Raw genomic sequence first — 26,481 nt, forward strand, 5'->3', positions numbered from 1 at the left:
CCGCCGCGCCTCGCCGCGCGCGTCCACGTAGAACAACCAAGCATTGGAGACTCAATTGGCTTTTGTCATCGTCCTCGCCGCCCTGGCGTTCCTGATGTTCGCCGCCTATCGCGGCTACAGCGTCATTCTCGTCGCGCCGATCGCCGCGCTCGGCGCGGTGCTGCTGGTCGATCCCGCCGCTGTCGCGCCCGTGTTCTCGGGCATCTTCATGGAGAAGATGGTCGTCTTCGTGAAGCTGTACTTCCCGGTGTTCCTGCTCGGCGCGGTATTCGGCAAGGTCATCGAACTGTCGGGTTTCGCCGCGTCGATCGTGCACTCGGCGATCCGCTATATCGGCCGCTCGCGGGCGAATGCCGTGATCGTCGCCGTGTGCGCGCTGCTGACATACGGCGGCGTCTCGCTGTTCGTCGTCGTGTTCGCGGTGTATCCGTTCGCTGCAGAACTGTATCGCCAGAGCAATATTCCGAAGCGTCTGATGCCGGGGGCGATCGCGCTGGGCGCGTTCTCGTTCACGATGGATTCGCTGCCGGGCACGCCGCAGATCCAGAACATCATCCCGACAACCTTCTTCAAGACGACGGCATGGGCCGCGCCCGGCCTCGGTATCGCCGGTTCGCTGTTCATCATCGTCGTGGGCCTGTCGTTCCTCGAATGGCGCCGCCGCTCGGCGATGGCGAAGGGCGAAGGCTACGGCACGTCGCTGCTGAACGAGCCGGAGAAGATGGAAACCGACAAGCTGCCCAATCCGCTGCTGGCGATTGCGCCGCTGGTTCTGGTCGGCGTTGCGAACTTCGTGCTCACGCGCATGATTCCCGCATGGTACGGCGCGACCTACACCGTCTCGCCCGACGTGCTGCCAGGCAACCATGGTGCGCCCGTGACGGCGACGATCAAGTCGTTGGTCGCGATCTGGTCGGTGGAAGGCGCCTTGCTGCTCGGCATTCTGCTCGTCGTCGTCACGGCGTTCGGCAGCGTGAAGGAGCGTTTCGCCACGGGCACGAAGGCGGCTGTCGGCGGTGCGTTGCTCGCCTCGCTCAACACTGCGTCGGAATATGGTTTTGGCGGCGTGATCGCGGCATTGCCGGGCTTCATCGTGGTCAGCGATGCGCTGAAGAGCATTCCGAATCCGCTCGTCAATGCGGCCGTGTCGGTGAGCTCGCTGGCGGGTATCACGGGTTCCGCATCGGGCGGCATGAGCATCGCGCTGGCGGCGATGTCGGATCTGTTCATCAAGGGCGCCGAGGCTGCGCACATTCCGATGGACGTGCTGCATCGCGTAGTCGCGATGGCGAGCGGCGGCATGGATACGTTGCCGCACAACGGCGCGGTGATCACGCTGCTGGCCGTGACGGGCCTGACGCACCGCGAGTCGTATCGCGACATCTTCGCCGTGACGATCATCAAGACGCTGGCTGTGTTCTTCGTGATCGGGCTTTACTACGCGACAGGGCTGGTTTAAGTCAGCCGCTGTACCAACGCAAAGGGGGCGCACCGCGCCCCCTTTTTCATTGCACTCCGCTCACGCGCAACCCGTCAATCCAGCCGGCGTGCGCGGTGTCACGCGCGTTCAGCTCGACACGTACGCGACATAAGGCCCAGCGCCGGCCGACGACGCAGGCTGCCCCGAAATGCCGTAGTACATATGCCGGCCGTAGAAGAAAGGCATACCGATGTCGATCGAATTGAACAGCGCAACGCCCAGATTATTGAAGGCGTAGTTGCCGGAATTGATCAGCGTCACGCCGTTGCTGACGTTGAACTTGACGGTTGCCGTAACGGAATTGGCCGCCGTGAAGACAGCCGACATTCCCGTCGGCGCCGCCGGTGTGTAGAAGCCGTTCGCTGCCTTGCTCAGCACCGTGCTCTGGAAGTACAGTCCGCTCGATCCAGAATCGAAGAAAGCAGCCTTACTGTACGAGCGTCCTTCGAACACGGCATCCATATCGCCCGCGATAGTAGTCGGCAAGATGGTCGCGTTGGTGCCGCTCAGCGCATTGTTCGACTGCGTGTCGATGCCGAAGACGAGCGTACCCGTTCCCGTTGCAGCGCCCGTATCGGGCACTTGCGCCATCTCGACGATCACGCCGTTGTTGTCGGTCGTGAACTTCGTCACCGGGTTCGTCACCTGATTGGGGATCGTCACCTGAGCCGGCGTGCAGCTCGAACCCGTGCACACGTAATAGGCACCCGCGACGAGACTGTTCTGACACGTGGCGCCGCAATCGTTCGGCGAGGTGCCGATACCGAGAATGCCGTTCGCGCCGAGCGCTGCGGGCGTCGTCATGTTGGTGCCGACAAGGCAACCGTTGACGCCCGTCGGAATGGTCGCGGCCAGCGACGGATCGGCGATCACCTGGATCGGCACGTTCTGCGCGACTTCGCTCGACAGGCTCACGTCCGCCGTGCGCACCGTGCCCCATGTATTGCCCGAGCCGAACGACTCGCATTCCGCAACGGCTTGAGCGCCTTGCGTCTGCTGCGGCAAATTGTTCAACGTCGGAATGACGGAAGCGAACAGGCGCAGGCCGAACGATTCGGTGTCGACGAGCACGTTGTCGATAACCGAGCAGTTCAGCGCGGCGCTCGTGCCCGGCGCGCAGACCTTCACGCTCACCATGGGGAAGTTGCGCACGCTGCTGAACGACGAAACGACAATCGGCACCGTATTCGCGGAGCCGGACGACACAGGCGTCGCCGTCGGATCGGCGAACGCGGTGCTCACTGCCGCGGGCGTGTTGCTCACGGGCGTCGACGTGCCGGATGTGCTGCTGGTCGACGTGTTCGACGAACCGCCGCCGCCACCGCATCCAGCCAGCGCCACACACATGCCGCTGACGGCAAGAATCCATTTCAATGCACGCATTTTGAGTCCCTTCGCCTTATTGGATATCGTCGCTGCTCACGCCGGCGGGAAGACCCGTCGGCAACCACGCACGTCCGACGTAGGCGCCCATATGGCCGCCCGTCTGGACCACGACATCCGGGCGCTGCACCGTCGCGGGACCGAATGCGCTGCCCTGCTGCGCATGCTGTTGATTGACGGTGTCGAGGTAGCCCGCAAAGTAGCTGCCCAGCAGCGAGCTGAGATCCGGCATATGAGGGCCGTGCCAGGACACGGCGAAGACCGTGCCCGATTTCCCGACGTACTCGCGCACCAGCGTGCCGTCGGCGAGCGTCGCTTCGCTGACGGTGTAGGGCACGGCCGTTGCGCTCAGGCGCATGACAGCCTGTGTCGAGCTTGCAGTCGTTGTTGCGGTGTAGGTGGGAGACGAGCCGAGCGCCGCGTGAGCGGCAAGGCAATGGGCGAATGCGGCTGCTGCCAACAGGCATTGCAAACGTAACTTCATTCAAGTCCTCGGTTTATTTTTTCTTCGATTGAAGCCAATCCCCGCTCGCTCACGACAAGGCGAGCGATTTGATATTTTGCTTCCATCGTATCTTTAACGACACTGCCACCACTTCGATCTTCCATTCACGCACTTTTCATTAATCCCGCATCAGCTAAAACATGGCGCAGAAGATCAAACCCTGTTAACGGTATGAGGGATTTAAACTGAAGGGAGACGCGGGAGAAAAGCGGAGTGCGCGTGCAATATGTGCGATACGCGTATTAGAAACGGGCGAAGCAATTGCAAACAGACAGCAGAATGAAATGAATAGAAAGATTAAATTAATCTTTTAGTCGCCGGGCTGTCGCCATGCAATGCGGCTTTAAAAGCGTTATTAGCAGGCAGCGAAACAACGTGAGCAACGCGCACAAACGACAACGGCGCGCTTGCCCGAAAGCAAGCGCGCCGTTTTATTCGTTCTTGTTAGAGAGCCTGAACCGACGGACCATCGTGTGTAGTCGAATCGACGACGATGTCTCCCCGATCATGTTCGACCTTCGCATTGCGATCCAGGTCGGCGCGGACCTCGCGCACGCCTGAAGCCGATACAGATTCCGTCATGGTGTCCAGGGAAGGCGTGAGATAAATAACGACAGATCGCACATAAACTCCGTTTGGCACCAAGCCGTTATTTTAACGCATGCGGATGGGGCCGCCGGCGTTTGCGCGATCGGCAGACGAACGAAACGGGACGACGCCGGGCGGCGCCGTCCTGAAGCATCGACGGTAAGTGCCTTCTCTAGTGCCGCATCGACTCCGGCAGCGACAGCAGCAACGCAGTCACATCCATATCCTCGTCGAGTTCCGGCCAGATCAGTTGCTGCTTGTCGATCGAAATGGCGAAGTGTTCACGCTCCGCTTCCGTCGCCGCAGCGAGCGTGGGAAACCAGTTGAGTGGAAACTCGACGGCGCGGCCGTCGGACAGATCGAGAAACAGGTGTGCACTATCGAAATGCACATCGACGGCATCGGCACGCATGATTGCCTCCCGCAGGAATCCACTCAAACGATAGTCGTGCCAGCCCTTCGCTTCAAGCGCATTGCACGGGGCACGAACAGAAAAAATCGCTGGGGAGAAAGCGCTTACAACTCAGGCCGCGCGAGATCGCCCTCGACGATGTGCTCGCCGTACACCTGCGCCGCCGCGAGCGCTTCTTGTCTGGTTGGATAGGGACCGAGATCGGGCGCGCCGTCGAACGGAAAGAGCAGGCGCCCGTCCGTTTTGCGCACCACGCGCAGCACGCCGAAAAATCGCTTGTAGCCTGCGAGCTTCGAGCCCGCGCTGACTTCGAAATCGCCCTCGCTCTTGCCGGGCACACTGGGAATGAAGCTGCTCATGATGACTTCTTGAATGCTTGAATTGTCGTCCGAAAAGCGCCATTTTCGCACGCTCACTGTGAGCGCTTCATGTCAGGAACCACATGTGCATACCAGCGCGTATTCAACGGTGCGTGGACGCGTCGCCGGGCCGTTCGTTGATGTACGTGGCGACGTCGCGCTGTTCCAGTGCGTCCCCCAGTTTCATGCGCAGGAAGCTGCTGGTCGTGTAGCGCGTCACGCTGGAGTAGAACTGATTGACGAGCCTCGTGATGGTTGTCGAATAGATGTCGATCAGCTCGGGATTGATAGAGAAATTGTCGTAATTGACGATTGCCTGCGGCTTGAACCGCACACCCGACAGACGCGATGCGACCTGCTGCCAGATCGCGTCGATCTGTTCCTTGGTCGTCACCTGCAAGCCTTCGAAGTTGACGAAGAACATGTTCTTCTCTGCGTCGTAATTGAAGCGCTCTTCGAGCGGCAGGCAAAGCAGCAGCGTGCGCAGTCCCATCGGCGCGTCGCGAAAGATGCGCTCGTCCATCAGGCGCGGCGGGCGCTCGATAATCGGCTTGAAGCCCATCTGCGCGACGATATCGTTCTCCACGTCGACGCCGGGCGCCACTTCAGTCAGTTCGAGTCCGCGCGGCGTGAGCGTGAACACGCAGCGCTCGGTGATGTACAGCACGTGCTGTCCGCGCTTCGCAGCATATTCGCCGCTGAACGTGCGATGCTCGACTTCATCGACGAACTTCTGGTTCTTGCCTTCGGCTCTGATCTTCAGGCGCCCGTCTTCGATCGCGACGTCCAGATTGCCCGCGTTGAACGTGCCGACGAACACCACCCGCTTCGCGCTCTGGCTGATGTTGATGAAGCCGCCCGCGCCCGCCAGTTTCGGCCCGAATTTGCTGACATTGAGATTGCCCTGCCGGTCCGCCTGCGCGAGGCCGAGAAACGCCAAGTCGAGACCGCCGCCATCGTAGAAGTCGAACTGATACGGCTGATCGATGATGGCCTGCGTATTCGTCGCCGCGCCGAAGTTCAACCCGCCCGCCGGAATGCCGCCGATCACGCCCGGCTCCGTCGTCATTGTGAACAGATCGATCACGCCTTCTTCGTTCGCGACGCTCGCAATGCCTTCCGGCATGCCGATGCCCAGATTCACCACGCTATTGGCCATCAATTCCATTGCCGCGCGGCGCGCGATCACCTTGCGCTCCGTCAAGTCCATTGGCGGCACGGAACTCGCGGGCACGCGCAGTTCGCTGGCGAAGGCCGCCGAATACGGCTCGGCGAACGTCTGCCAATGATGCTCGGGCCGCGCGACCACTACGCAATCGACCATGATGCCCGGTATCTTCACCTCACGCGGGTTGAGCGTGTTCGTATCGGCGAGCCGCTCGACCTGCACGATCACGACGCCGCCCGAATTGCGCGCCGCCATCGCGATAGCCAGCGCTTCGAGCGTGAGCGCCTCGCGTTCCATGGTGACATTGCCGTTCGCGTCGGCCGTGGTGCCGCGAATGATCGCGACGTCGATGGGAAAGGTCTTGTAGAGCAGATACTCGCTGCCGTCGATTTCCATCAGCCTGACGATATCTTCCGCCGTGCGGCTGTTCAGCTTGCCGCCGCCGTGGCGCGGATCGACGAACGTGCCGAGCCCGATTGTGGACAGATGCCCCGGCTTGCCTGCGGCGATATCGCGGAACAGGTGCGAAATCACACCTTGCGGCAGGTTGTACGCCTCGATGCGGCCTTCGATGGCGAGTTGCTGCAGCTTCGGCACCAGCCCCCAATGCCCGCCGATCACCCGCCGCACCAGCCCTTCATGGGCGAGATGATTCAGCCCTTTCGACTTGCCGTCGCCCTGACCGGCGGCGTACACGAGCGTCAGGTCGAGATGCACGCTCGACGCGTCGGGCGTCCCCAACGCGCCCGGCCCGCCCGAGGTCGCCGCGTTTGCATCGAAAAAACGCTCTTCGAGCGCGATCGCGACTTCCTCGGCGAAACCGACGCCGACGAAACCGCCCGTCGCGAGCGTGTCGCCTGCGCGAATCAGTTCGACCGCGGCGCGCGCGCTGACGACCTTGTTGCGCCCGACCTTGCGCTCGGTCACGGGAAACGGGTACTGGAATACGGCGCGCATGGGGTCTCCCTGTTGTTGACCAGATTCAGCGCTTCAGCGTCCCATGCAAGATGGTTGCCACCGGTTCGTACAACGCCGTAGCGGGTTGCGCCACGCAAGGGTGCAACCGGCCGGCACGCGGGGTTTTTTGCGGTGCCTGACCATGCAATTTAGCAAGCCGCAGAGCGATCGTCAGCATTTATTGGCAACGGCGTGCAAGCCTCCGGATTCGCCGAACGGGCGTTCATTTACAAGCGACTTGTCTATTTCCTTCGTGCCGCATCTTTCGATGTCGCGGGAAAGCTTAGGCAAGCAGAGTTTCTCCATTGAACGCCGCTTCTTTGCTACAAAGATGCATCGCGCATTTAGACAATGCGATTCGGCATACGCGTCGTCGCGTGACCAACGACGAGATAGTTCGAGCCTTCGAAAACAGGCACAATCGTATGGGCTAAACAAAAACACCGGCGCGCCGTAAACGTAGAAAGCAGCGCCGTCCGCAAGCGCAGCAACAATTACCGCCGAAGCGGCTGGCCACCATGAAAGGCAACACACCTCCCCACTCAACCAGCGCGCGACGCGTGGCGCGCGTGAGTCCGCTCGCGTTCGCGGCACGCACTGCGTCTATTACGGCGCCGCTTGTGCGCCCGCTGCGCGCTTTGCGCGTGCATTAAGGCGAGTCCGTATATGCCGACGAGCCTCACATTGAAATGGCGCCGTGCGTTGCGCCGGCATGGCGAAGACAGCCCGCGCCAGGACCAGCATTTCCTTTCGCTGCTGCTCGACGCCTGGTCGAGCCGCCGCCCGGCCGGCACATTCGGCTTCGCGGTCAGCGTTGCCACGGGAATCGGCGCGGGTGCGGCCGGCATCGCGCTGCAAATGGCCCTGCGCGGGCCAGCGAGCGCGCCGTTCAGCGTGCAGATCGCTGTCGGCGCGACGGCGGGCGCGATCGCGATGATCGTGACGCGCCAGCGCTTCGCCGCGCAAAAAGCGCGACAGGCGGCCACGACGGCACTCGCCAGTTCGTTTCTCGATGCCAGCCGCGACTGCGTCAAGCTGCTCGATCTGCAAGGGCAGATGCTGCGCATCAACGACTACGGCGCGACGCTGATGGAAGCGGCGTCGCCCGTGCAGCTGGCGGGCGCGGACTGGCTCGGCTTCTGGAAAGGCACCGACAACGACGCCGCGAAGGCCGCTTTCAGAAGCGCACTGAACGGCACGCCTGCCTCGTTTCGCGGCAGTTGCACGACGATCACAGGCCAGCCGAAGTGGTGGGATTCGCAACTCATTCCCGTGAAAGACCATGCCGGCAAGGTCGTCGCCGTGGTCTGCGCATCGCTCGACATCACGAGCCAGACGCAACTGCTCCAGCAACTGCGCGCGAAAAGCGAGCTGATGTCGGAGATGGAAGCGCACGTCAAACTGGTGTTCTTCTCGTACAGCGCGAATTTCGAGTATTTCCATTACATCACTGCGGGTTCGTCGAACGTGTTCGGCGTCGAACCGGAAGAGTTCATGCGCAACCCGCACGGCTGGCGCGAAATGGTCCTGCCGGAAGACCGCGCCGCGCTGCAGGCGGAAATGGCGCGCATCATTGCCGAATCGACGGAAGGCCGCGCGGAGTACCGGATCAGAAAAGCCGACGGCTCGGTGCGCTGGCTGCGCAGCACCGGCTACCCGGTGCTCGACGAAAAAGGCAATGTGCTTCGCATCGTCGGCATTACCGAAGACGTGACCGTCGAGCAGGAGCGCATCGCGGAACTGGACCGGCTCGCCTACACCGATTCGCTCACGGGGCTCGCGAACCGCGCCGCGCTGCTGCGTGAAATCGAAAGCCGTTGTGAGGCGGGCAGGCCGTTCGGCCTGATGTTCGTCGATCTCGACCGCTTCAAGGTGCTCAACGACACGCTCGGCCATCTCGCCGCCGATCATCTGTTGCGCAACGTCGGCGGCATCATTCGCCGCTCACTGCCGGGCGACGCGTATGTCGCGCGTCTGGGCGGCGACGAGTTTGCGGTGCTGATCGGCAGCGTGGTCGACAAGGCGGGTCTCGAGACGCAGGCGAAGGCGCTGCTCGGCGGTCTGGCGGAAAACCGGCTGCAGGACAGCGCGGGTGCGTTCATCACGGCGTCGATCGGCATCTCGATCTACCCGGAGCACGGCAGCGGCCACGACGCGCTGCTGTCGAGCGCCGATGTCGCGATGTACGCCGCGAAGAAAACCGGCCGCAACGGCTATCAGTTCGCTGGCAAGGAGGCGGCCCGGACCCTCGGCGACTTCGAACTGGAGCGCGACGTGCCCGAGGCACTGAAGACCGACCAGTTTTTCCTGCACTTCCAGACCATTCACGAGCCGCATTCGCTCGCGGTGCATGGCGCGGAAGCGCTGATCCGCTGGCAGCACCCCGTGCGGGGCCTGATTCCGCCGTGTGACTTCATTCCGTTGCTGGAAGAAACCGGCTTTGTCGAGGATGTCGGCGTCTGGGTGCTCGACAACGCGTTGCGCCAGCTCGCCGCGTGGCGCCAGGCGGGCTCGATGAATCTGGGTGTGTCGGTGAACGTGTCGGCGCGGCAACTGGGCGGCGAGCAGATCGTGCGCGAGGTGGACCGCGCCCTCAAGCAGTTCGGCATTCCGCCCGCCAAGCTCGAAATCGAGCTGACGGAAACCGCGCTGATGAAGAACCCGAAGCAGGCGCAAAAGTCGATCGTCGAGCTGAAGCGGCTCGGCGTGCGCATCGCCATCGACGATTTCGGCACCGGCTACTCGAGCCTCATGTATCTCGCCGATTTCGAGCCGCACACGCTGAAGATCGACCGCCATTTCACGTCGAAGATCGAACACGATCCGACCACGCAAACCATCGTCGAAGGCGTCATCGGCCTTGCGCACAAGCTGGGCATCGAGGTGATCGCGGAAGGCGTCGAGGAGGCCGCGCAGCTGGAGATTCTGCGCCAGGTGAACTGCGACTATGTGCAGGGCTACCTGCTCAGCCGGCCGCGGGCGCCCGAAGGACTGCTCACACTGGCGTGAAAGGCACGCGCGTCAGAACCTGTGCCGCAGGCCCGCGCCGATCAGCACCTGATTGTGGCTGGATGATGGATCGGCCGTATTGATGACGGCCGGCGCGCCCGAAGACGAGCGCTGATAGATCGCTTCCAGGTACGTGTCCGTGCGCTTCGAAAACTGATAGTCGGCCTGCACGCCGCCGTTGTGCCAGTGCGCGGCCGATCCCTTCGTGTACGTGTACGAGCCGGCAAGCGCAACGCTCGGCGTCAACTGATAGGTGCCGTTGACTTCGTAGTTGGAAAAGCCGACGGAAGGCGCCACACCGCCCGTGTCGATCACGGTCACGCCCGTGAACGTGGAGCGCGACCACGCCGCCGCCATCGTGAAGTCGCCGATCGCATAGCTGATGCCGACGCCGTAGGTGTTCTGCGTCTGCACGGCGGCATCGAACACACCCGTGGCGTTGGGCAGCACGACGGACTCATACGCGCCCGCCGACGAATTGCCGCGCCCGTTCGCATGCAGATACGCCGCGCCCGCATTCAGCGCGCCCGCCTGGTAGTTCATGCCGAAGCTATACGCGCGGTTGTTCGCAAACTGCCCGGCCGCGTTCGAAAACGCGTACATGCCGCCGAACGTCAAACCGCCGAACGACGGGCTCGCATACTTGACCGAGTTCGCCGCGAGGTACGTGTTGTTCGCGTTGTCGTTGTCGAACGGATGGGCGAACGCGGTGCCGCCTGTGCCGCCCGTCAGCGTGAACGGCGCGAAATAGTCATGCACGAGATCGTACTGATGGCCGAGCGTGAGCGTGCCCGCCCTCTCATTGCCAAGCCCGACGTAATACGGGTGGTCATTGAACATCTCGCCCGATGTCACCGACAAACCCCGTTCGAGCCGGAAGATCGCGCGATAACCGCCGCCCAGGTCCTCAATGCCCTGCAAGCCCCAATAGCTGCCGTCGACGAGACCCGAGGTCGCCTTCCACTGAGAATGCCCGCCAGCGTTGCTGATATAGGCGAGGCCCGTGTCGAGCTCGCCGTACATCGTGACGCTGCTTTGCGCGTGCGCCCCCGTAGCGAGCGAGAAGAGCGCGGCGCTCACGGCCGCTGCGGCTTTCTTGTTGATCTTGTTCGCGGACATGCTTGGCTTCCCTGAGTTGAGTCGGTTCGTCTTTGGAAGGCGACTTTTTATAGGAACAACAGCCACACGCACAAGTGGAGCGAGTCGAACTCTCAGGAACCGCTCCGTAAGCTAGATTACGAAATGCAAGTAAATCCCATTATCGGATTCGCGAGAAACGGAAGTAAAGCGAAAACAATGTGCCGCGCCGACGTCCGCGCGGGGGATCGAACCACGGCATGCCAGGACGGGCGCGCGTAGAAAGCGTACCCCCAATGCCCGGCGCCCGGCGTTGTTTTCACGCGACGCCGGACCTCCGCAATCGACGCGTCAGCGTCGGTTACGAACCCAGCCCCGCCGAACTCTGTGTTATCGGCGCAAACCCGCTTTACCTGAGTCAAATACCAGGAAAACCCTAAAGCATCAGGGGTCAATGCCGTTAAGCCTTACAGAACCATTCGGATGCGGAGGCATCCGGCAGTCCAAGGAACGTCATGCGCAACAATCAGCCTGTCACCCCGAACGAGTACGACTACCCGTCCTCGCAGATGCTCGTTTCCGCAACCGACCTCAAGGGCAAGATCCAGTACTGCAATCCCGCCTTTATCGCCGTGTCCGGCTACAGCCGCGACGAGTTGATCGGCCAGCCGCACAACCTGATCCGCCATCCCGACATGCCGGCCGAAGCCTTCGCCGACATGTGGACGACGATCCGCGCCGGCCGCCCATGGTCGGCGTTCGTCAAGAACCGCCGCAAGAACGGCGACCACTACTGGGTGCGCGCGAGCGTCACGCCCGTGGTCGAAAACGGCACGCCCGTCGGCTACCTGAGCGTGCGCGTGAAACCGGATCGCAACGAGGTACGCGCGGCAGAAGCGCTCTACGCGAAGATGCGCGCGGGCACCGCGCGCGGCCTGCGACTGCACCGGGGCGTGGTCGTGCGCACGGGGCTGGTCGGCAAGTTGCATGCGTTGATGCGTCTGCCCGTCGCGATGCGCGCCACGATCGGCTACATGGTTGCGCCTGTCGCGCTGCTCGCGGCCGGTCTCGCGGCGTGGGGCGGCACGCCGCCGCTGCCGTTCTGGATCGCGTTCGGCGTGACGGCCGTAGTGAGCGCCGCTGCCGCGCAGCTGTTGTCGCGCCATCTCGGTCAGCCGGTCGATGCCATGGCGTCGTTCGCTACACGCATGGCGGCAGGCGACCTGACCGCAGATCTCGCCATCGCGCGTCACGACGATCTCGGCGACGTGCTGCAGGCGCTCAACCAGCTAAAGGCGAATCTGGCCGCGATCGTGTCCGACGTGCGTGCGCAGATCGGCGGGATGCTCGACGCCGCGCACGAGATTTCGACAGGCAACCTGGATCTCGCCCGCCGCACGGAAATGCAGGCGGCATCGCTGGAAGAGACGGCGGCAACGATGGAGCAATTGACGACCACGGTGCAAGCCAACGCCGACGCCACCGTGCGCGCGCTCGATCTCGCGAGGGATGCGCAATCGGCGGCCGCGACGGGCGGCAAGATCGCGCTGCAGGTCGAGCAGACGATGGCGGGCATCACCGAGGCGTCGAAGCGCATCGCCGACATCACGGGCGTGATCGACGGCATTGCGTTCCAAACCAACATCCTCGCGCTCAATGCCGCCGTCGAAGCGGCGCGCGCGGGCGAGGCGGGCCGCTCGTTCGCCGTCGTCGCGAGCGAAGTGCGCATGCTGGCGCAGCGCTGCGCGGCGTCGGCGAAGGAAATCAAGCAGGTGGTCGATACGACGGTGAACGAGGTGGCGCAAGGCACCGAGCTCGTCGCGCGGACCACGGCGCAGATGGGTGTGATCGATGAGGCCGTGGCGCGCGTGTCGTCGCTGATCGTCGAAGTGGCGAACGCGAGCAGCGAACAGGCCGACGGCATCGGCCAGGTCAATCAGGCCGTGTCGCATCTGGACAGCGCCACCCAGCAGAACGCCGCGATGGTCGAGCAGGCTGCGGCGACGGCGCAACGCCTCGCGGAACAGGCCGACGTGCTCGACGAAGCGGTGCGCCTGTTCACCGTCGCGGGCGCGCCGGACACACGCCGCCCGGCAAGCGCAGCCGCGCGCCCGGCGGCCCGGACGTTGCGCAACCCGGCGGCGCCGGTTCACGTCGCTCACGCTGCCGTCGACGAAGACGCTTTGGTCTGATGGATCATCGTTACTACCATCTCGACAGCGCGCTATTGGCCGATAAAGATACGTCCGTCAGCGCCCTGGATTGTGTACGGGCCGGCTGACCCGAGTAACAACGGCGTTTACGCAGCCCGCCCTTTTTGGACGGGCTATTTTTTTGGTGCGTTCAACCGCACGCGAGCAACTCCAGCTGTTGCGGCGCTTTCGACATCGGCCGCTCCAGCGTCAGTAGCGCCTCCTTCCGATGCAGCCCGCCCGCGTAGCCGGTCAGGTCGCCCGCACTCGAAATCACGCGGTGACACGGCACGATGATCGATACGGGATTGCGCCCGTTGGCCGCGCCGACCGCGCGCGACGCCGAAAGCGGCAGGCCGAGCCGCCGCGCGATGCTGCCGTAGCTCGCCGTCTCGCCATACGGAATCTGCACGAGTTGATCCCATACATCGCGCTGGAACGCGCTGCCGAACATTCTCAAAGGCACCGTGAACGCATGGCGCTCGCCCGCGAAATATTCGTCGAGTTGCTCACGCGCCTGATGCAGCACGCGTGACGCGTGCGCCGCTGCAAACACGCTGTCGGCAGCCGGGAAATACTTCTGTCCGACGAAGTACACGCCTGTGAGCGCGTCGTCTTCGGCGCGCAGCAACATTTCTCCCAGCGGGCTCGGCATCGACATGCATTGCTTCATGACATCCTCCTGCATGGTCGAAGGCCGGGTGGCAAAGTCGGGTGCGGCCTTCTGGATGCGTGCACTTTATCGCACCGGCAAGTGGCACTGCCTCCCGGATCTTGCTGAACGAAGCCCATCACACGCACGCGTCATTGCCATGACAATGGGCAAATGCACGCCGCGAACCCGCATCGAGCGCGTGTCCGGCAAGTCCCCGAACACGCGCGACGCCTGTATTAGCTACCAGGCAAAAAATCGCGGCACCCCGCCAGGAGCCGCACCGGCCTTATATTTGCGCGCCCCTGCGCGTTCCTTCGATGCATCGCGCACGCCTCGCCCGCATAATCCAGGAAGTGTGAGCGCCACGCGACAGACGGCGCGCGGTACTGCCCTTACAATGCCTGTTCAGCAACGTTGTTCAATCACGCAAGAGGGAATTTTCGATGCGCACCACCGGGTCTTCCGGGGCAATGGCCCTGCTCACCGAGCACGACGACGCAACGGGTCGCGAACTACGCTCGCTGCGCCTCGAATCGACAGAAGACGGGAAAGGCATACTTCTGATCGAAGTCGATGAACGCAAGCCAGGCATTCACCGAGAAGTGCGTTATGAAATCACGCCTGCGGAACTGATCGCAGCCATCCGTGCGCATGGCGCCGAGCTACCGGGCGAGCAGCATAACCACCGTCAATAATTCACAGCAGTCGTCAATGGCAATATGAAGAGTGCGCGGCGCAGCCTGGATCAGGCGCCGCGCCTCTTGTTTTTTGCGCTGTCACCATCATCTTTGATCCCTCGTCGAACGTCGCATGACGTTCGCGGGCATATCGAAGCCTTTGCGCCGAAGACCGAGGCGTCAGGCGCTTTCCCCGCATGTCGGCAATATCCGGACGCAAAACGCACCTCTCTTGCACGCGTTGAAAATGCGTCCATAATCTTTTAGTTACTTCCAGTCGTCTTCGCGGCCGAAACGGTCACGAAAGTAAGCCGATGCTACATGATCTCGTCGAGCAGTACGGGCCTGCCATCGTATTCGTCAATGTGCTCGCCGCATCCATCGGGCTGCCCGTGCCCGCCATGCCCTCCCTCGTGCTGTTCGGCGCGATGGCCGCGATGCATCCCGGTTCGGTCGGCGCGCAAGTGCTGCCCGTGCTCGTGCTCGCGGTGTTCGCCACGCTGATCGGCGACAGCGCGTGGTTCGCCGCGGGCCGCATTTACGGCGGCAACACGCTGAAAACGCTCTGCAAACTGTCGCTGTCGCGCGATACCTGCGTGAAGAAGACCGAGCGTTTCTTCGGCCGCTGGGGTGTGCGCGTGCTGGCCGTCGCGAAGTTCGTACCGGGCCTGTCGATCGTCTCCATCCCGATGGCGGGCGCGATGGGCACGCCGTACCGCATGTTCCTCGCGTACGACAGCATTGGCGCGACGCTGTGGTCGGGCCTCGGCCTTGGGCTCGGCGTGGTGTTCGCGCAGCAGATCGACATGTTGTTCGCCGGCGCGAGCCGTCTGGGCAAGATGACGGCCGTGGTCGTCGCGGTGCTGCTGGCTGTCTACTGCGCGTACCGCTGGTATCGGCGCCGTCAGTTGATCAAGAAGCTCGCCACGGCGCGCATGGACGTCGACGAACTGTACGACCTGATGCTCGACAAGCGCACGCCCGTGCTGTTCGACATCCGCTCCGAGGAAAAGCGCGCACTCGATCCGTTCGTGATTCCCGGCTCGGTATTCGCGGACGAGCGCCAGCTCGAGGAAATCGTCGCAAAGTATCCGCACGACCAGAAGCTGGTGATCTATTGCTCGTGCCCGAACGAGGTGTCGGCGGCGTGGATGGCGAAGCAGTTGACGGAAGCCGGCTTCCAGGACGTGATTCCGTTGCGCGGCGGCCTCGATGCGTGGCGCGACGCAGGCCGCCAGCTCGAACCGCTCGCCGAAGAACCCGAGCCCACGCTGGATATCGGCATCACGCCGAAGACAGTCTGAACCGCCATTGGCTGCATGCCGCATCCGGCGCGCGGCAACGCAAGGAGCAAAATCGATGGGTGTAACGCGAGAGGGTGAAGACACTCAACGCGCCGCCGTCAACGAGGCGCCATTCTCGACGCTTTCGACGCGGCGTCATCAGATGTTTCCCATACTCCAGCCCGAGGAAATCAAGCGGCTGTGCAAGTTTGGCGAACGGCAGGATTTCGAAGCGGGCGAGTTCCTGCTCCGCACGGGCAGTACCGGCCCGGGCATGTTCGTGGTGCTGAAAGGCTCGGTGAAGGTGTTTCAGCGCGACGGGCTCGGGCGCGAACTGCTCATCAACGAACACCATCAAGGTTCGTTCCTCGCCGAAGTCGGCCAGTTGTCGGGCAAGCCGGCGCTCGTCGACGGCATGGCGCTGGAACACGTCGAAGCGCTGCTGATCTCCCCGGAGCGGCTGCGTGCGCTGATCGTCGCGGAGGCCGAACTCGGCGAGCGCATCATGCGCGCGTTGATTCTGCGCCGTGTCGGGCTGATCGAGCGCGGCGCGGGCGGCCCGATCATCGTCGGCCAGAGTAACGACCGGCGGCTGGTGTCGCTGCAAGGCTTTCTGTCGCGCAACGGCCATCCGCATACCGTGCTCGACGAACGCGATGAAGACGGGCTGCGCGTCATCGAACAGTTCGCGGCGGGTCCCGAGGACATGCCGCTCGTGATCTGCCCGGACGGCTCGGTGCTGCGCCATCCGAGCGACCCGGAACTGGCAACCTGTCTCGGCCTGATTCCCGATCTCGACTCGGAGCATGTCTACGACGTGGCGATTGTCGGCGCGGGTCCCGCGGGACTCGCGACGGCCGTGTACGCGGCCTCGGAAGGGTTGTCGGTGATCGTGCTCGACAGCCGCGCGCCGGGCGGCCAGGCGGGCGCCAGTTCGCGCATCGAAAACTATCTCGGTTTTCCGACGGGCATTTCGGGCCAGGCGCTCGCGGGCCGCGCATTCGTGCAGGCGCAGAAGTTCGGCGCGCACGTCGCGATCCCCGTGAAGGTCAAGCATCTGCATTGCGAGGAACGTCCGTACCGCCTCGAACTGCAATGCCAGGGCAGCATCCGCGCGCAGACAATCGTGATCGCAAGCGGCGCGGTGTATCGTCGCCCCGAGATCGACGGGCTCGATCGCTTCGACGGCCGCGGCATTTACTACTGGGCGTCGCCTGTCGAGGCAAAGCTGTGCAAGCGCGAGGAAATCGTGCTGGTCGGCGGAGGGAATTCGGCGGGCCAGGGCATCGTTTATCTGGCTTCGCATGCCAAGCACATTCACGTGCTGATCCGCCGCAGCGGCTTCGAGGCGACGATGTCGCGCTATCTGATCGACCGCATCGCTTCGCTGCCGAACGTCACCGTGTATCCGGGTACGGAGATCGGCTGGCTCGAAGGCGGTGAAGGCGGTCTCGAACAGATCGGCCTGAAAAACCCATGCGCGGACGGACGCGATTGCTTCGATTCGCGGCATCTTTTCCTGTTCACGGGCGCCGATCCGAATACGGACTGGCTGCGCAGCTGCGGCGTCGAACTGGACAAGAAGGGCTTCGTGATTACGGGCGCGAACTCGGCGTGCGATCTGAACACCTCCGTCGAAGGCGTGTATGCGATCGGCGACGCACGCGCAGGGTCGACCAAGCGCGTGGCGGCTGCCGTCGGCGAAGGCGCGCAGGTCGTCGCGCAAATCCACCAGATGCTCGCGCAACTCGCAGGCGAAACGACCGTCGCGCTCGGCGCCTGATCCCATCCGTCTTGCACCGGCCTGCGCGCTTCGCCGCGCGGGCCGGCCGCGTCTGATTTGCATAGAATTCGCGTCGATCGTCAGCCTGCTTACCGGTTGTTACATAAGCGACGCTCTGCTTTCACCTGTGATGCTTTCTGCTTCGTAATATCCAGTCAGGCTTTAGTTAGCAACCGGCTTGGGACGGAAGGAGAACAGCATGATCCAACGTGCGATGGTGTGGGTGGCAATCGGACTTGCCGCGGCAGGCGTATCGACGGCTGCGTCGGCGCATGTCGGCGTCGGCGTCTATCTGGGCGGGCCTGTTTATGCGGCGCCGCCTGTCGTGTATTCGCCGCCTGTCGTGTACGCGCCGCCCCCTGTGGTCTACGCACCGCCGCCGCCCGTCTACTATGGCGGGCCCCGCTACTGGGGCGGCGGTCCGCGCTGGCACGATCACGGCCGTCATCGCGGCTGGGAAGGACGTCACCACCACGGGCGCTGGTAACCGGCGACGCACCGCGACGGCAAATGCCATCTGACGGTGCGTTTTAACCGATCACGCTACAGTAGCGGCAAGTCCGGCATGGCGACCCACCATGCCGCCCTGATGAGGCGCGACCCGGGTTTCGCTCGACGGTTCGCCTTCCGGATTGCCACAACGCCGCTACGACGCCGACCGCGTGATTACACTGCCCCTGCCCGCCGCCCGCACCCTGCATCTGGCCGCACAAGGCCTGCTTTCCCCACCGCGCCGCAAGGCGACCAAAGCCGATGTGCTCGACGCCATCCGGCAAATGGCGCAATTGCAGATCGACACGATCCATGTCGTAGCGCGCAGTCCTTATCTCGTGCTGTTCAGCCGTCTTGGACCGTATCAGCCGCAATGGCTCGACGAGCATCTCGCCGAAGGCAAGCTGTTCGAATACTGGGCGCACGAAGCGTGTTTTCTTCCGATCGAAGATTACGGCCTGATGCGCCACCGGATGCTCGATCCAGGCGACATGGGGTGGAAATACGCCGCCGACTGGCACAGGCAATACCGCGCCGAGATCGACGATCTGCTCGCGCACATCCGCGCGACAGGTCCCGTGCGCTCGGCGGATTTCGCGCGCGAAGCAGGCAAGAGCAATGGCTGGTGGGACTGGAAACCGCAGAAGCGGCACCTTGAAGTGCTGTTCGCGATCGGCGAGTTGATGGTCGCGGAGCGGCGTAATTTTCAGCGTGTCTACGACGTGACCGAGCGCGTGTTGCCGCATTGGAACGACAAGCGCCATCTGCAGCCCGTCGATGCCGTCGCGAAGGAACTGCTGCGGCGCAGTTGCCGCGCGCTGGGTGTCGTGCGCTCGGACTGGGTCGCGGATTACTACCGGATGCCGCGCCGCCCGTACGCCGACGCGCTGCATCGACTGGCCGACGAGGGCGAGCTGACGCCTGTGCGCGTCGAAGGATGGAAGCAGCCGACCTTCGTGCATCGAGACGTCGCGCCGATGATCGACGACGCGTCGAACGGCACGATCGCGTCGACGGTCACCACGCTGCTGTCGCCATTCGATCCCGTCGTCTGGGATCGCAAACGCGCGGCCGCACTGTTCGACTTCGACTATGTGATCGAGTGCTACGTGCCCGCGCCAAAGCGCAAATACGGTTACTACGTGCTGCCCATTCTGAATCGCGGCAAGCTGATCGGGCGGGTCGACGCCAAAGCGCACCGCGCGAGCGGCGTGTTCGAACTGAAAGCGCTGCATCTGGAGCCGGGCGTGCGCGTGAGCGGCCGGCTGACGTCGGATTTGCGCCGCGCGCTGCAGCGTTGCGCCGACTGGCACGGCACGCCGCAATTGCAGATCACCTCGGCACCCGGCGATCTCAGCGCTGCGCTCGCCGCCGCCGGCTGAGCCCGCCGTCTACAGGCTCAGTGCAACGCGGCCCACGCGAGCGACAACGAAAACATCCCGAGCACGATCGACGCCGCGCGCTGCATCTTTACCGGGTCGAGCCAGCTGAGCTTGCCGCTGCCGAGCGCCGCGCCGAACGAAATCCACGCCAGCGCAATGGGCGCGAGCAGACACGCGAACAGCGACATCGCAAAGCCATAGGTTGCGAGGTGCTCGAACGCGACGGACGGAAAGATCGTGCCCGCGAACAGCAATGCCTTCGGATTGAGCAGTGTGGCGACGAACAGCGCGCGCGGCCCGTTCGCCGGTTGTGCCGAGTCGGGCAGCGCCACGGCTGCGCGCCACATATCGACGGCCAGATACGCGATGTACAGTCCGCTCGCGATGCGCAGCACAGAAGGCAGCCAGGGCAAGGCATGCGCCGCGTGCGCGAGAAAACGGCCCCACGCGGAAATCGATACCAGATAGCCAGCCAGTTCCGCGCCGATCAGCGGCAACGAGCGGCGCGCGCCCTGGCGCAAGCCAGCGGCGGCCAACAGCGTGTTGGTCGGGCCAGGCGTGATCAGCACGACGATGATGCCGAGCGCGAGCAGCGTGGTATCGGTAGGAGAAAGCATCGGGTGAAAACGGGCGGGTCGGAAAGAGCGCCCTTTTTATCACAGTCGCGTGTCAGCGCCGAATTCTGTCAAGAAAACAAGGCGCAGCATGCGGCGCGCGCGAAAGCGCTACCGCATGCTGCGCGACACGCGTTGCGTGCGCAACCGCAAGCAACCTAGCGATCGAGTTTGACCCGCAGTTCGCGCGCAGTTTCGAGCAGGCCTTCGTAGCCGGAACGCGCATGCTCCGGCAGGTCCGGGTCGCCGACCAGCGCACCGAGCGTCTCGATCAGACTGTAAAGAATGCCGCGGGCCGCGCTGACCGCGATATTGCCCGACGACACCATCTCGTTCACATGCGACACGGCTGCGTCGAGATGTTCGAGGTCCGGCTGACCGCCAGGCTGTTGCTTGTCCGGGTCGTCGGGGGTCATGATGAATCGTCGCTCCTGTAGTGGCTCGTCAACAAAGGTTCTGTCGTTATATATATACCGATCGTGTGCAGCCGTCCATTCGCACAGACGGCAGGCACCGGCAGCATGTCTTGTTCGACTGACGACGATCAAGCCGGGTTCACACGGCGTTCAGGGCGTCCATCGGTACATCAGGATTTTCGCGCGCGCATCGTCTTCGAGCAGCACGACGTATTCGCCGTTCTCGCGCCGCACCGCGCTAATGCCGAGATACACGTCGACCCATCCCGTCGTGTTGCCGACCGCGGCGCCCGGCGTCATATAGCCCACCATTTGCCCCGAACGCGCGTCGTACACGTCAACCTTCGGCGTGTACAACTCGGCGACGAAGATATAGTTGCCCGCCACGGCGACGCCGACAGGCGTGATCTGCGGATTGCTGCCCGCATCCCACGGCAGCGCGATCGTATAAACGGGTGTCGGCGAGCCTGAGCTCCAGTTGTCATATCGCACCAGAATGCGGCCCGCCTCCTTCCAGTGCGTCGCGTCCCACGGCAGGTTGCTCGTGTAGCCGGACACATACATGGTGTCCGTTTCAGCGATATAGACGATGCGCGCGATGCGATTGAACGGCGCAGGCATCGGGAATGTCTTCGAGCTTGCGTATGTGTAGATCGGGTTGCCCGCGCTGTCGAAGCCCTGCAACGGCGTTTCGCGTATGCCGCTCGCAGGCGTCGCGAGCCATACGTTGCCCGGCGTATCGACCCACCAGAAGCCGTTGCCGACCGTGCTGCCCGTCGACGGATTGCCGGTGATCTCGCTTGCGTCGACATGGCCGTCGCCGTTCGTATCGCGCCACATCCATTCGCCGTACGCCGGCTGCCCGGCGGGCCAGTTGCCCGGCAGCGGGTTCTGCGCGAACAGGCCCGATGGAATCGCCACTTCGTCATGGACGGCATCGAAGCGATAGACGTTCAGGTAATGCGCGCCCGGATCGAGCGTGTACAGATACGGCTTGCCGTTGATCCGCCGCACCATCGGCTCGCCGCGTACGCCGCGTGGTTGATGAAACGTCGGGTCGTCGGGGAAATCGAAACGGTTGAGTGTGAAACCTGTGTACTTCCATTCGCGGCCAGGCGGCTGCGCGTAGTCCATCGTGAAGCGTTTCGAGCCTGTGTAGACGATGTTCGGCGTCGCGGGATCGAACGCCGCGCTGTCGACGAAGGTCAGCCCTTGCAGCCGCCAGTTGAAGCCGCGCGTCGCGTACCGGTAGCTTTCCAGCACCGCGCCCTGTCCGACTGTCGCCGATGCGAGCGGACGCGGCCCCTCGCCGTTCTGCGCGACGTACAGGTTGCCCGCCTGGTCGAAGCCGATGCCCGTGACGCCGTTGAAGCGCCAGTTGCCGGGCGTGCCCTTCGGTTCGTGGAAGATGCCGTATAGCGTGCCGAGCGCACCCGTCAGTCGGGTCGCGCCGCTTGCCGCTTTGTCGTAGACGAGGAGCTGCTGCTTCGGGCCGTTATCGGCAATGAGAATCTGTCCCGAGGGCGAAATGGCGAGGTCCGTCGGCACGGTGCCGGCGGGCAATGCGAGCGTGCCCGCCAATGGCGCGCCCGTCGGCGAATAGTGGAGCACGCTCACGCTGCCCGTGCCGAAGCCGCTCATCACCCAGAGGGTCGAGTCGGTATCGAGCGCGATGCGTCCCGGTGCAGCGACACTCCACGAGCGCAGACGCCGCATCGTGTTTGCGTCGAACGCGACGATCTGGTTGCCGTAAGTGTCCGACGCATACAGCTCGCCATCCGTCGCCGCGAGGCCGCGAATGCCCGCGTCCGTGCCAGCCGCGACGGCATTCACGCGCAGAAAGCTGTTCTTCGTCGCGTTTGCGCTATTGCCGATGCCGCTGTCGAAAGGCGCACCAGCCGCGATGTTCGCCAGCGAGCGGCGCGTGATGCCGAACCACGTCTGCCCGCTCGGCGGATAATCCGCGCCGACCAGCCCGTTGTTCTGATTGCCGATCGACATCGCCGCGTACACGTACGTGTGATTCGACGCAATCGCGTCGCCGCCTGCCGCGCCCCAGCCATGCGTCGCGCCGGCAATTGCAATTTTGTCGCCATTTTTATAAGCGGCGATTTCGCTTCCGCTTTCATCCCATGGCGAATTGGTGAATACGGTGCCATCCGGGGCAACGTTAATTGCCTGAATGTCCTGCTGCATCCATTTACCGTCGCCGAAGCCGAAACTATTGCCTATCCACGATGTGGCGTAGGTCAATTGTGATTGCGCAGCAGCGCCGATGGGAATCAGGCTGCCGAGCGCGAAGAGCGCAGCAGCAAGGCGGGTGGAGACTTTCACGGTCGTGTCCTTGCGAGAAGCAAAACGTTTGCAAATGCAGATAAAGCGTTTCATCGATAGGCTTATCGACGGGCATTTGCCATTCCGCACGAGTTAATATCTAATTCGCATGGAATAAATTTATTGTGCTTGTTATCTTCTCAAATCAGAACGCGACCGTTTCTCCTTAAATAATTCGTTTAGCGATTTTTTCCGCTTTTATTCGAATCGAATTGGGATTAGCCTGAAGCATCAGGCAGCGCGCGCACGCCGCACGAACAGCCGCTGTGTGATGCCGAATGCGACGAGATTGCCCGCCACCACCAGTACGAGTCCGACGACGGCAAGCGCCGACCATCGATAGCCTTCGAACACTGTCGACACCGCCAGCGCCACGAACGGAAACAGCACCGTGCAATACGCGGCGCGTTCCGGTCCGATGCGCCCGACCAGCATCAGATACGCGGTAAAACCGATCACCGAGCCGGGCACGGCGAGATAGACGAGCGCGCCGAGATAGCGCGCGTCCGTCTCCAACGCGAACGGCAGGCCGGCGGCGAGACTGCCGAGCGTCAGCACGCTTGCGCCGATCAGCATCGCCCAGGCGTTCGTGACGATGGGATGCAGACCCATCGACTGCATGCGGCTAGACAGCAGATTGCCCGCCGAAAAGCACATCGTCCCCGCGAACGCGACGGCAAGACCGAGCCACGCGGCGTGATCGCCGAGATGCCCGGCCATCTGCTGCAACGACAGACACAGGATGCCCGCCAGCCCGAGCACCGCGCCGACAATGGCCGTCGGCTGCAACGGGCGGCCCATGAAAAGCCGTCCGTTGAGCGAGTTCAGAAGCGGTGCGGTCGAGAACACGACGGCCACGAGCCCGCTGGGCACGACGCTCTCCGCGTAATAGAAGCACAGGAAGTTCACGCAAAACAGCGCGAGACCCTGCGCGGCGAGAAAACGCCACGCCGCGCGCGGCGGCCAGATCGGGCGACGCATGATTTTCAGCAGCGCGAACAGCACGACGGCGGCGAGCCAAAAGCGGCACGCAATCGAAATGGACGTCGGCACGACACCGAGCTGCCACTTGATCGCGATCCAGGTCGTGCCCCAGATGAGCACGGTCACAACATAAAGAAACAGATTCATTGCAATGGGGTCACACAATACGAGTCGGCCCCGACTATGCGCCAGCGCACGTCCGTTCGATTGTCCAGAATTGCGCACTTTTGGCGTGCCGCGCGAAGTGAAATGCGTGGTGGCCGCGTGGTGGCCGCGCGGTGGCCGTATACTCGACGTTAGCGCTTAGCCACTGCATCCCCTTTTCGTTTCGCCGCATCCACGTGATTACACCGCCCATCGCCACGACCGACCCAGCCGATCCGCCGTTCGGCCTGCATTCGGTCTGCAAGACGCTGAGCGACTCCAATGCGACGCTCGAACGCTTCGCGTGGCTGGGCGATCAGCTTGCCGTGGCGATCTGGACGCGCGAAACGAAGGAAGCCGAGACGATCTACGCGCAGCCTGGCCATCACACGCTGTCGTGCTATCTGGACGGCGGCTATCGCACCGAGCGCCAGAAGCTGCCGGGGCGCTATGGCGCGCCGAGCCGCCTGTGCGCGCTGCCCGGCGACCACGAATCGCGCTGGTGGGTACGCGGACACATGCATTTCATGCATCTGTATTTCCTGCCCGAGCACTTCACGCATCGCGCGATCCGCGAACTCGACCGCGAGCCGCGCGAACTGACGCTTGCCGACCGCACGTACTTCGAGGACGAGCAGATTGCGGCGCTCTGCCAGTCGCTCGCAAACGATACATGGGACGACGCCGACGGCCGTCTGCGCGCCAACGAGACATCGCATGAAATCCTGAGCCTGCTGCTGCGCTCGCAAGGCGTGAACCGCGCGGATGCGGTGCTCAAGGGCGGGCTTGCCGTGGCGACGCGCCGCCGGTTGCGCGAGTACATCGACCAGAATCTGACACAGCCGTTGACGCTCGGTGAACTGGCCGCTGTCGCGAATCTCTCCGAATTCCATCTTGCGCGGATGTTCCGCGCATCGTTCGGCCTGCCACCGCATGCGTGGATTGCACAGCAGCGGCTCGAACGCGCGCGCACGCTGCTGCGCACGACAGCCTTGCCGCTCGTCGATATCGCGACGCAATGCGGCTATGCCAACGCGAGCCACTTCAGCCACCGGTTCCGTCAGGGCGTCGGTGTGTCGCCCGCCGCCTGGCGCCAGGCGCTGCGCGCCGGCTGAGGTTTCGCGCCTGCGTTGCGTCCCGTTCGGGCGTACGCTGTTCTCCCAATCTCCATCTGCTGTCGCGACGCGAACCGTCGCGCGAACGCGTTCGCCATCGCGTCGCCACGCGGCGGACTCCGTTTGTCTATTTGAGACAAATAGTCTACACTCGACAGCAATCAACCTGCGCCGCGAACGTCTGACCAGCCGCGCCCTGGCCACTGCTTTCACACGAGGACAGAACTCATGCAAATCAGGGAATTTGGAGTCGAACGCTGGATGGATCTCTACGAGAACCAATGCGAATTGAACCTTGCGGAAACGTGTGTCGAATCGCTGACGGTTGGCGAACTGTTGAAGATCGCGGGCAAGGAAGAGGCGCTGCTCGGCGAGATTCTGCCGATGAAGCTGACGTATGGCGCGATCGACGGCACTGAGCGTTTGCGCAGCAATGTGGCGTCGCTGTATGAGAAGCAGGGCGTGCCGAATGTGCTGATTACGCACGGGGCGATCAGCGCGAACGCGCTGGTGTACGAAACGCTCGTCGAACCTGGCGATCATGTGATTTCGGTGCTGCCTACGTATCAGCAGCATTATTCGATTCCCGAGAGTTACGGCGCGAAGGTCGACATTTTGCGTTTGCGTGAGGAGAACGGCTTTCTGCCTGATCTGGATGAATTGAGGCGGATGGTCACGCCGACCACGCGCGTCATTGCGATCAACAATCCGAATAACCCGACGGGCTCGCTGATGGACCGCGAGTTTCTGGTGGAGATTGCGGGGATTGCGCGCTCCTGTGGCGCTTATGTACTGAACGACGAGGTGTATCGCGGTACGGATCAGGAAGGGACCGGCTTTACTGCTTCGATTGCGGATGTGTACGAGAAGGGTATCAGCACGGGCAGCATGTCGAAGACGTGGTCGCTGGCGGGCTTGCGGGTGGGCTGGATCGTCGCGCCTGTTGAACTGCTTCAGCGCGTCAGGAAGCATCGTGACTACAACACGATTAGTGTTGGGATGTTGAATGATCTGCTGGCTTCTATCGCGCTGGAAAATCGCAAAGCGATTCTGGAACGTAATCACGGGATTTTGCGGACTAATCTCGCGGTGCTGGATGCCTGGATTGCCAAGGAGCCTTTGCTTTCTTATGTGAAGCCGAAGTCGGGGACTACTGCTCTTGTGAAGGTTAATGTTGATATGACTTCAAGGGAGTTTTGTGTTTCTTTGCTTGAGAAGACGGGGGTGATGTTTACGCCTGGTAGCGCGCTGGATGTCGAGGGTTATGTTCGGATCGGGTATACGAATAATCGTGAGGTGCTGGTGGCGGGGCTTGCCAGGGTGTCGGAGTTTTTGCGAGGGTGTTGAGGTTTTTTTTGCGCCTGCCGCGGCGTGGGCGGTTTGGTTTGCTTGAGCTTTGTGATGGCATCCGCGAATTGTTATCTCGCTTCAGGCGTCGCCCCTGTGCGGGGCGGCACCTACTTTTCTTTGCC

Annotated in this window: 23 protein-coding genes; 10 read left to right on the forward strand and 13 right to left on the reverse strand. The window is 63.0% G+C overall.

Annotated elements, in window-relative coordinates; all coding sequences use genetic code 11:
* Positions 1-55: 55 nt before the first annotated feature.
* Entirely contained in the window at positions 56-1,459 is a 1,404-nt protein-coding gene (locus tag KFO72_RS23720) for a GntP family permease (protein ID WP_054933353.1), read from the forward strand.
* A gap of 108 nt (positions 1,460-1,567) precedes the next feature.
* Here KFO72_RS23720 and KFO72_RS23725 read toward each other — a convergent pair whose 3' ends face one another.
* The 7 genes from KFO72_RS23725 to KFO72_RS23750 form a co-directional block, all read right to left on the reverse strand.
* Positions 1,568-2,863, reverse strand: a complete 1,296-nt coding sequence (locus KFO72_RS23725; RefSeq protein WP_060604835.1) for a DUF3443 domain-containing protein — start codon at positions 2,861-2,863, stop codon at positions 1,568-1,570.
* Between the two features lie 16 nt (positions 2,864-2,879).
* The gene (locus KFO72_RS23730) at positions 2,880-3,347 is read right to left on the reverse strand and encodes a DUF2844 domain-containing protein (RefSeq protein WP_060604832.1); all 468 of its coding nucleotides are present in this window, start codon (positions 3,345-3,347) and stop codon (positions 2,880-2,882) included.
* Complete coding sequence (locus tag KFO72_RS42125) at positions 3,344-3,472, reverse strand: hypothetical protein (RefSeq protein ID WP_257841640.1); 129 nt, start codon at positions 3,470-3,472, stop codon at positions 3,344-3,346. Before KFO72_RS42125 ends, KFO72_RS23730 begins: the two co-directional genes overlap by 4 nt.
* A gap of 340 nt (positions 3,473-3,812) precedes the next feature.
* Positions 3,813-3,950 carry a hypothetical protein gene (locus tag KFO72_RS23735; protein ID WP_156516718.1) on the reverse strand — a complete coding sequence of 46 codons (138 nt, stop codon included), beginning with the start codon at positions 3,948-3,950 and terminating at the stop codon, positions 3,813-3,815.
* A 178-nt stretch (positions 3,951-4,128) separates the two neighbouring features.
* Positions 4,129-4,368, reverse strand: coding sequence for a DUF2442 domain-containing protein (locus KFO72_RS23740; RefSeq protein WP_007587719.1), 240 nt, complete (start codon positions 4,366-4,368; stop codon positions 4,129-4,131).
* 104 nt (positions 4,369-4,472) lie between these two features.
* Complete coding sequence (locus tag KFO72_RS23745) at positions 4,473-4,727, reverse strand: DUF6723 family protein (RefSeq protein ID WP_062917243.1); 255 nt, start codon at positions 4,725-4,727, stop codon at positions 4,473-4,475.
* 103 nt (positions 4,728-4,830) lie between these two features.
* Positions 4,831-6,852, reverse strand: coding sequence for an acyl CoA:acetate/3-ketoacid CoA transferase (locus tag KFO72_RS23750; protein WP_054933349.1), 2,022 nt, complete (start codon positions 6,850-6,852; stop codon positions 4,831-4,833).
* Between the two features lie 666 nt (positions 6,853-7,518).
* Between KFO72_RS23750 and KFO72_RS23755 the strand changes: the two genes are divergently transcribed.
* Entirely contained in the window at positions 7,519-9,861 is a 2,343-nt protein-coding gene (locus KFO72_RS23755) for a putative bifunctional diguanylate cyclase/phosphodiesterase (RefSeq protein WP_225033177.1), read from the forward strand.
* Positions 9,862-9,873: 12 nt separating this feature from the next.
* Here the strand turns inward: KFO72_RS23755 and KFO72_RS23760 are convergent, their stop codons facing one another.
* Complete coding sequence (locus tag KFO72_RS23760; RefSeq protein WP_225033178.1) at positions 9,874-10,980, reverse strand: porin; 1,107 nt, start codon at positions 10,978-10,980, stop codon at positions 9,874-9,876.
* A 473-nt stretch (positions 10,981-11,453) separates the two neighbouring features.
* On the opposite strand from KFO72_RS23760, the gene KFO72_RS23765 reads away from it, so the two are divergent.
* Entirely contained in the window at positions 11,454-13,130 is a 1,677-nt protein-coding gene (locus KFO72_RS23765) for a methyl-accepting chemotaxis protein (protein ID WP_054933346.1), read from the forward strand.
* Positions 13,131-13,281: 151 nt separating this feature from the next.
* Here the strand turns inward: KFO72_RS23765 and KFO72_RS23770 are convergent, their stop codons facing one another.
* Complete coding sequence (locus tag KFO72_RS23770; protein ID WP_225033179.1) at positions 13,282-13,803, reverse strand: methylated-DNA--[protein]-cysteine S-methyltransferase; 522 nt, start codon at positions 13,801-13,803, stop codon at positions 13,282-13,284.
* A gap of 425 nt (positions 13,804-14,228) precedes the next feature.
* On the opposite strand from KFO72_RS23770, the gene KFO72_RS23775 reads away from it, so the two are divergent.
* The 5 genes from KFO72_RS23775 (at position 14,229) to KFO72_RS23795 (ending at position 19,402) form a co-directional block, all read left to right on the forward strand.
* Complete coding sequence (locus KFO72_RS23775; protein ID WP_012403560.1) at positions 14,229-14,480, forward strand: hypothetical protein; 252 nt, start codon at positions 14,229-14,231, stop codon at positions 14,478-14,480.
* A gap of 296 nt (positions 14,481-14,776) precedes the next feature.
* On the forward strand, positions 14,777-15,766 hold the full coding sequence (locus tag KFO72_RS23780; protein WP_054933345.1) for a DedA family protein/thiosulfate sulfurtransferase GlpE: 990 nt from the start codon (positions 14,777-14,779) through the stop codon (positions 15,764-15,766).
* Between the two features lie 55 nt (positions 15,767-15,821).
* Entirely contained in the window at positions 15,822-17,528 is a 1,707-nt protein-coding gene (locus KFO72_RS23785) for an FAD-dependent oxidoreductase (RefSeq protein WP_054933379.1), read from the forward strand.
* A 199-nt stretch (positions 17,529-17,727) separates the two neighbouring features.
* Complete coding sequence (locus tag KFO72_RS23790; RefSeq protein ID WP_054933344.1) at positions 17,728-18,015, forward strand: hypothetical protein; 288 nt, start codon at positions 17,728-17,730, stop codon at positions 18,013-18,015.
* Between the two features lie 175 nt (positions 18,016-18,190).
* Complete coding sequence (locus KFO72_RS23795) at positions 18,191-19,402, forward strand: winged helix-turn-helix domain-containing protein (RefSeq protein WP_225033180.1); 1,212 nt, start codon at positions 18,191-18,193, stop codon at positions 19,400-19,402.
* A gap of 17 nt (positions 19,403-19,419) precedes the next feature.
* Here KFO72_RS23795 and KFO72_RS23800 read toward each other — a convergent pair whose 3' ends face one another.
* The 4 genes from KFO72_RS23800 to KFO72_RS23815 all read right to left on the reverse strand — a co-directional run bounded on the left by KFO72_RS23800 (position 19,420) and on the right by KFO72_RS23815 (position 23,897).
* Positions 19,420-20,019, reverse strand: a complete 600-nt coding sequence (locus KFO72_RS23800; protein WP_054933343.1) for a LysE family translocator — start codon at positions 20,017-20,019, stop codon at positions 19,420-19,422.
* 155 nt (positions 20,020-20,174) lie between these two features.
* Positions 20,175-20,432 carry a hypothetical protein gene (locus KFO72_RS23805; RefSeq protein ID WP_035999074.1) on the reverse strand — a complete coding sequence of 86 codons (258 nt, stop codon included), beginning with the start codon at positions 20,430-20,432 and terminating at the stop codon, positions 20,175-20,177.
* A 150-nt stretch (positions 20,433-20,582) separates the two neighbouring features.
* Positions 20,583-22,766: a hypothetical protein gene (locus KFO72_RS23810; protein ID WP_224102151.1), complete on the reverse strand. Its 2,184-nt coding sequence runs from the start codon at positions 22,764-22,766 to the stop codon at positions 20,583-20,585.
* 231 nt (positions 22,767-22,997) lie between these two features.
* A complete protein-coding gene (locus KFO72_RS23815) occupies positions 22,998-23,897 on the reverse strand; it encodes a DMT family transporter (protein WP_054933342.1) in 900 nt (299 codons plus the stop codon).
* A 188-nt stretch (positions 23,898-24,085) separates the two neighbouring features.
* Here KFO72_RS23815 and KFO72_RS23820 point away from each other — a divergent pair, with 188 nt between their 5' ends.
* Both KFO72_RS23820 and KFO72_RS23825 read left to right on the forward strand, forming a co-directional pair.
* Entirely contained in the window at positions 24,086-25,009 is a 924-nt protein-coding gene (locus KFO72_RS23820; protein ID WP_225033182.1) for a helix-turn-helix domain-containing protein, read from the forward strand.
* 228 nt (positions 25,010-25,237) lie between these two features.
* Complete coding sequence (locus tag KFO72_RS23825) at positions 25,238-26,356, forward strand: aminotransferase (RefSeq protein WP_225033181.1); 1,119 nt, start codon at positions 25,238-25,240, stop codon at positions 26,354-26,356.
* Positions 26,357-26,481: the final 125 nt, after the last annotated feature.

Origin of the sequence: Paraburkholderia sp. XV, from assembly GCF_020177535.1 — a bacterium.
GTDB classification, from domain to species: Bacteria; Pseudomonadota; Gammaproteobacteria; order Burkholderiales; family Burkholderiaceae; genus Paraburkholderia; species Paraburkholderia caribensis.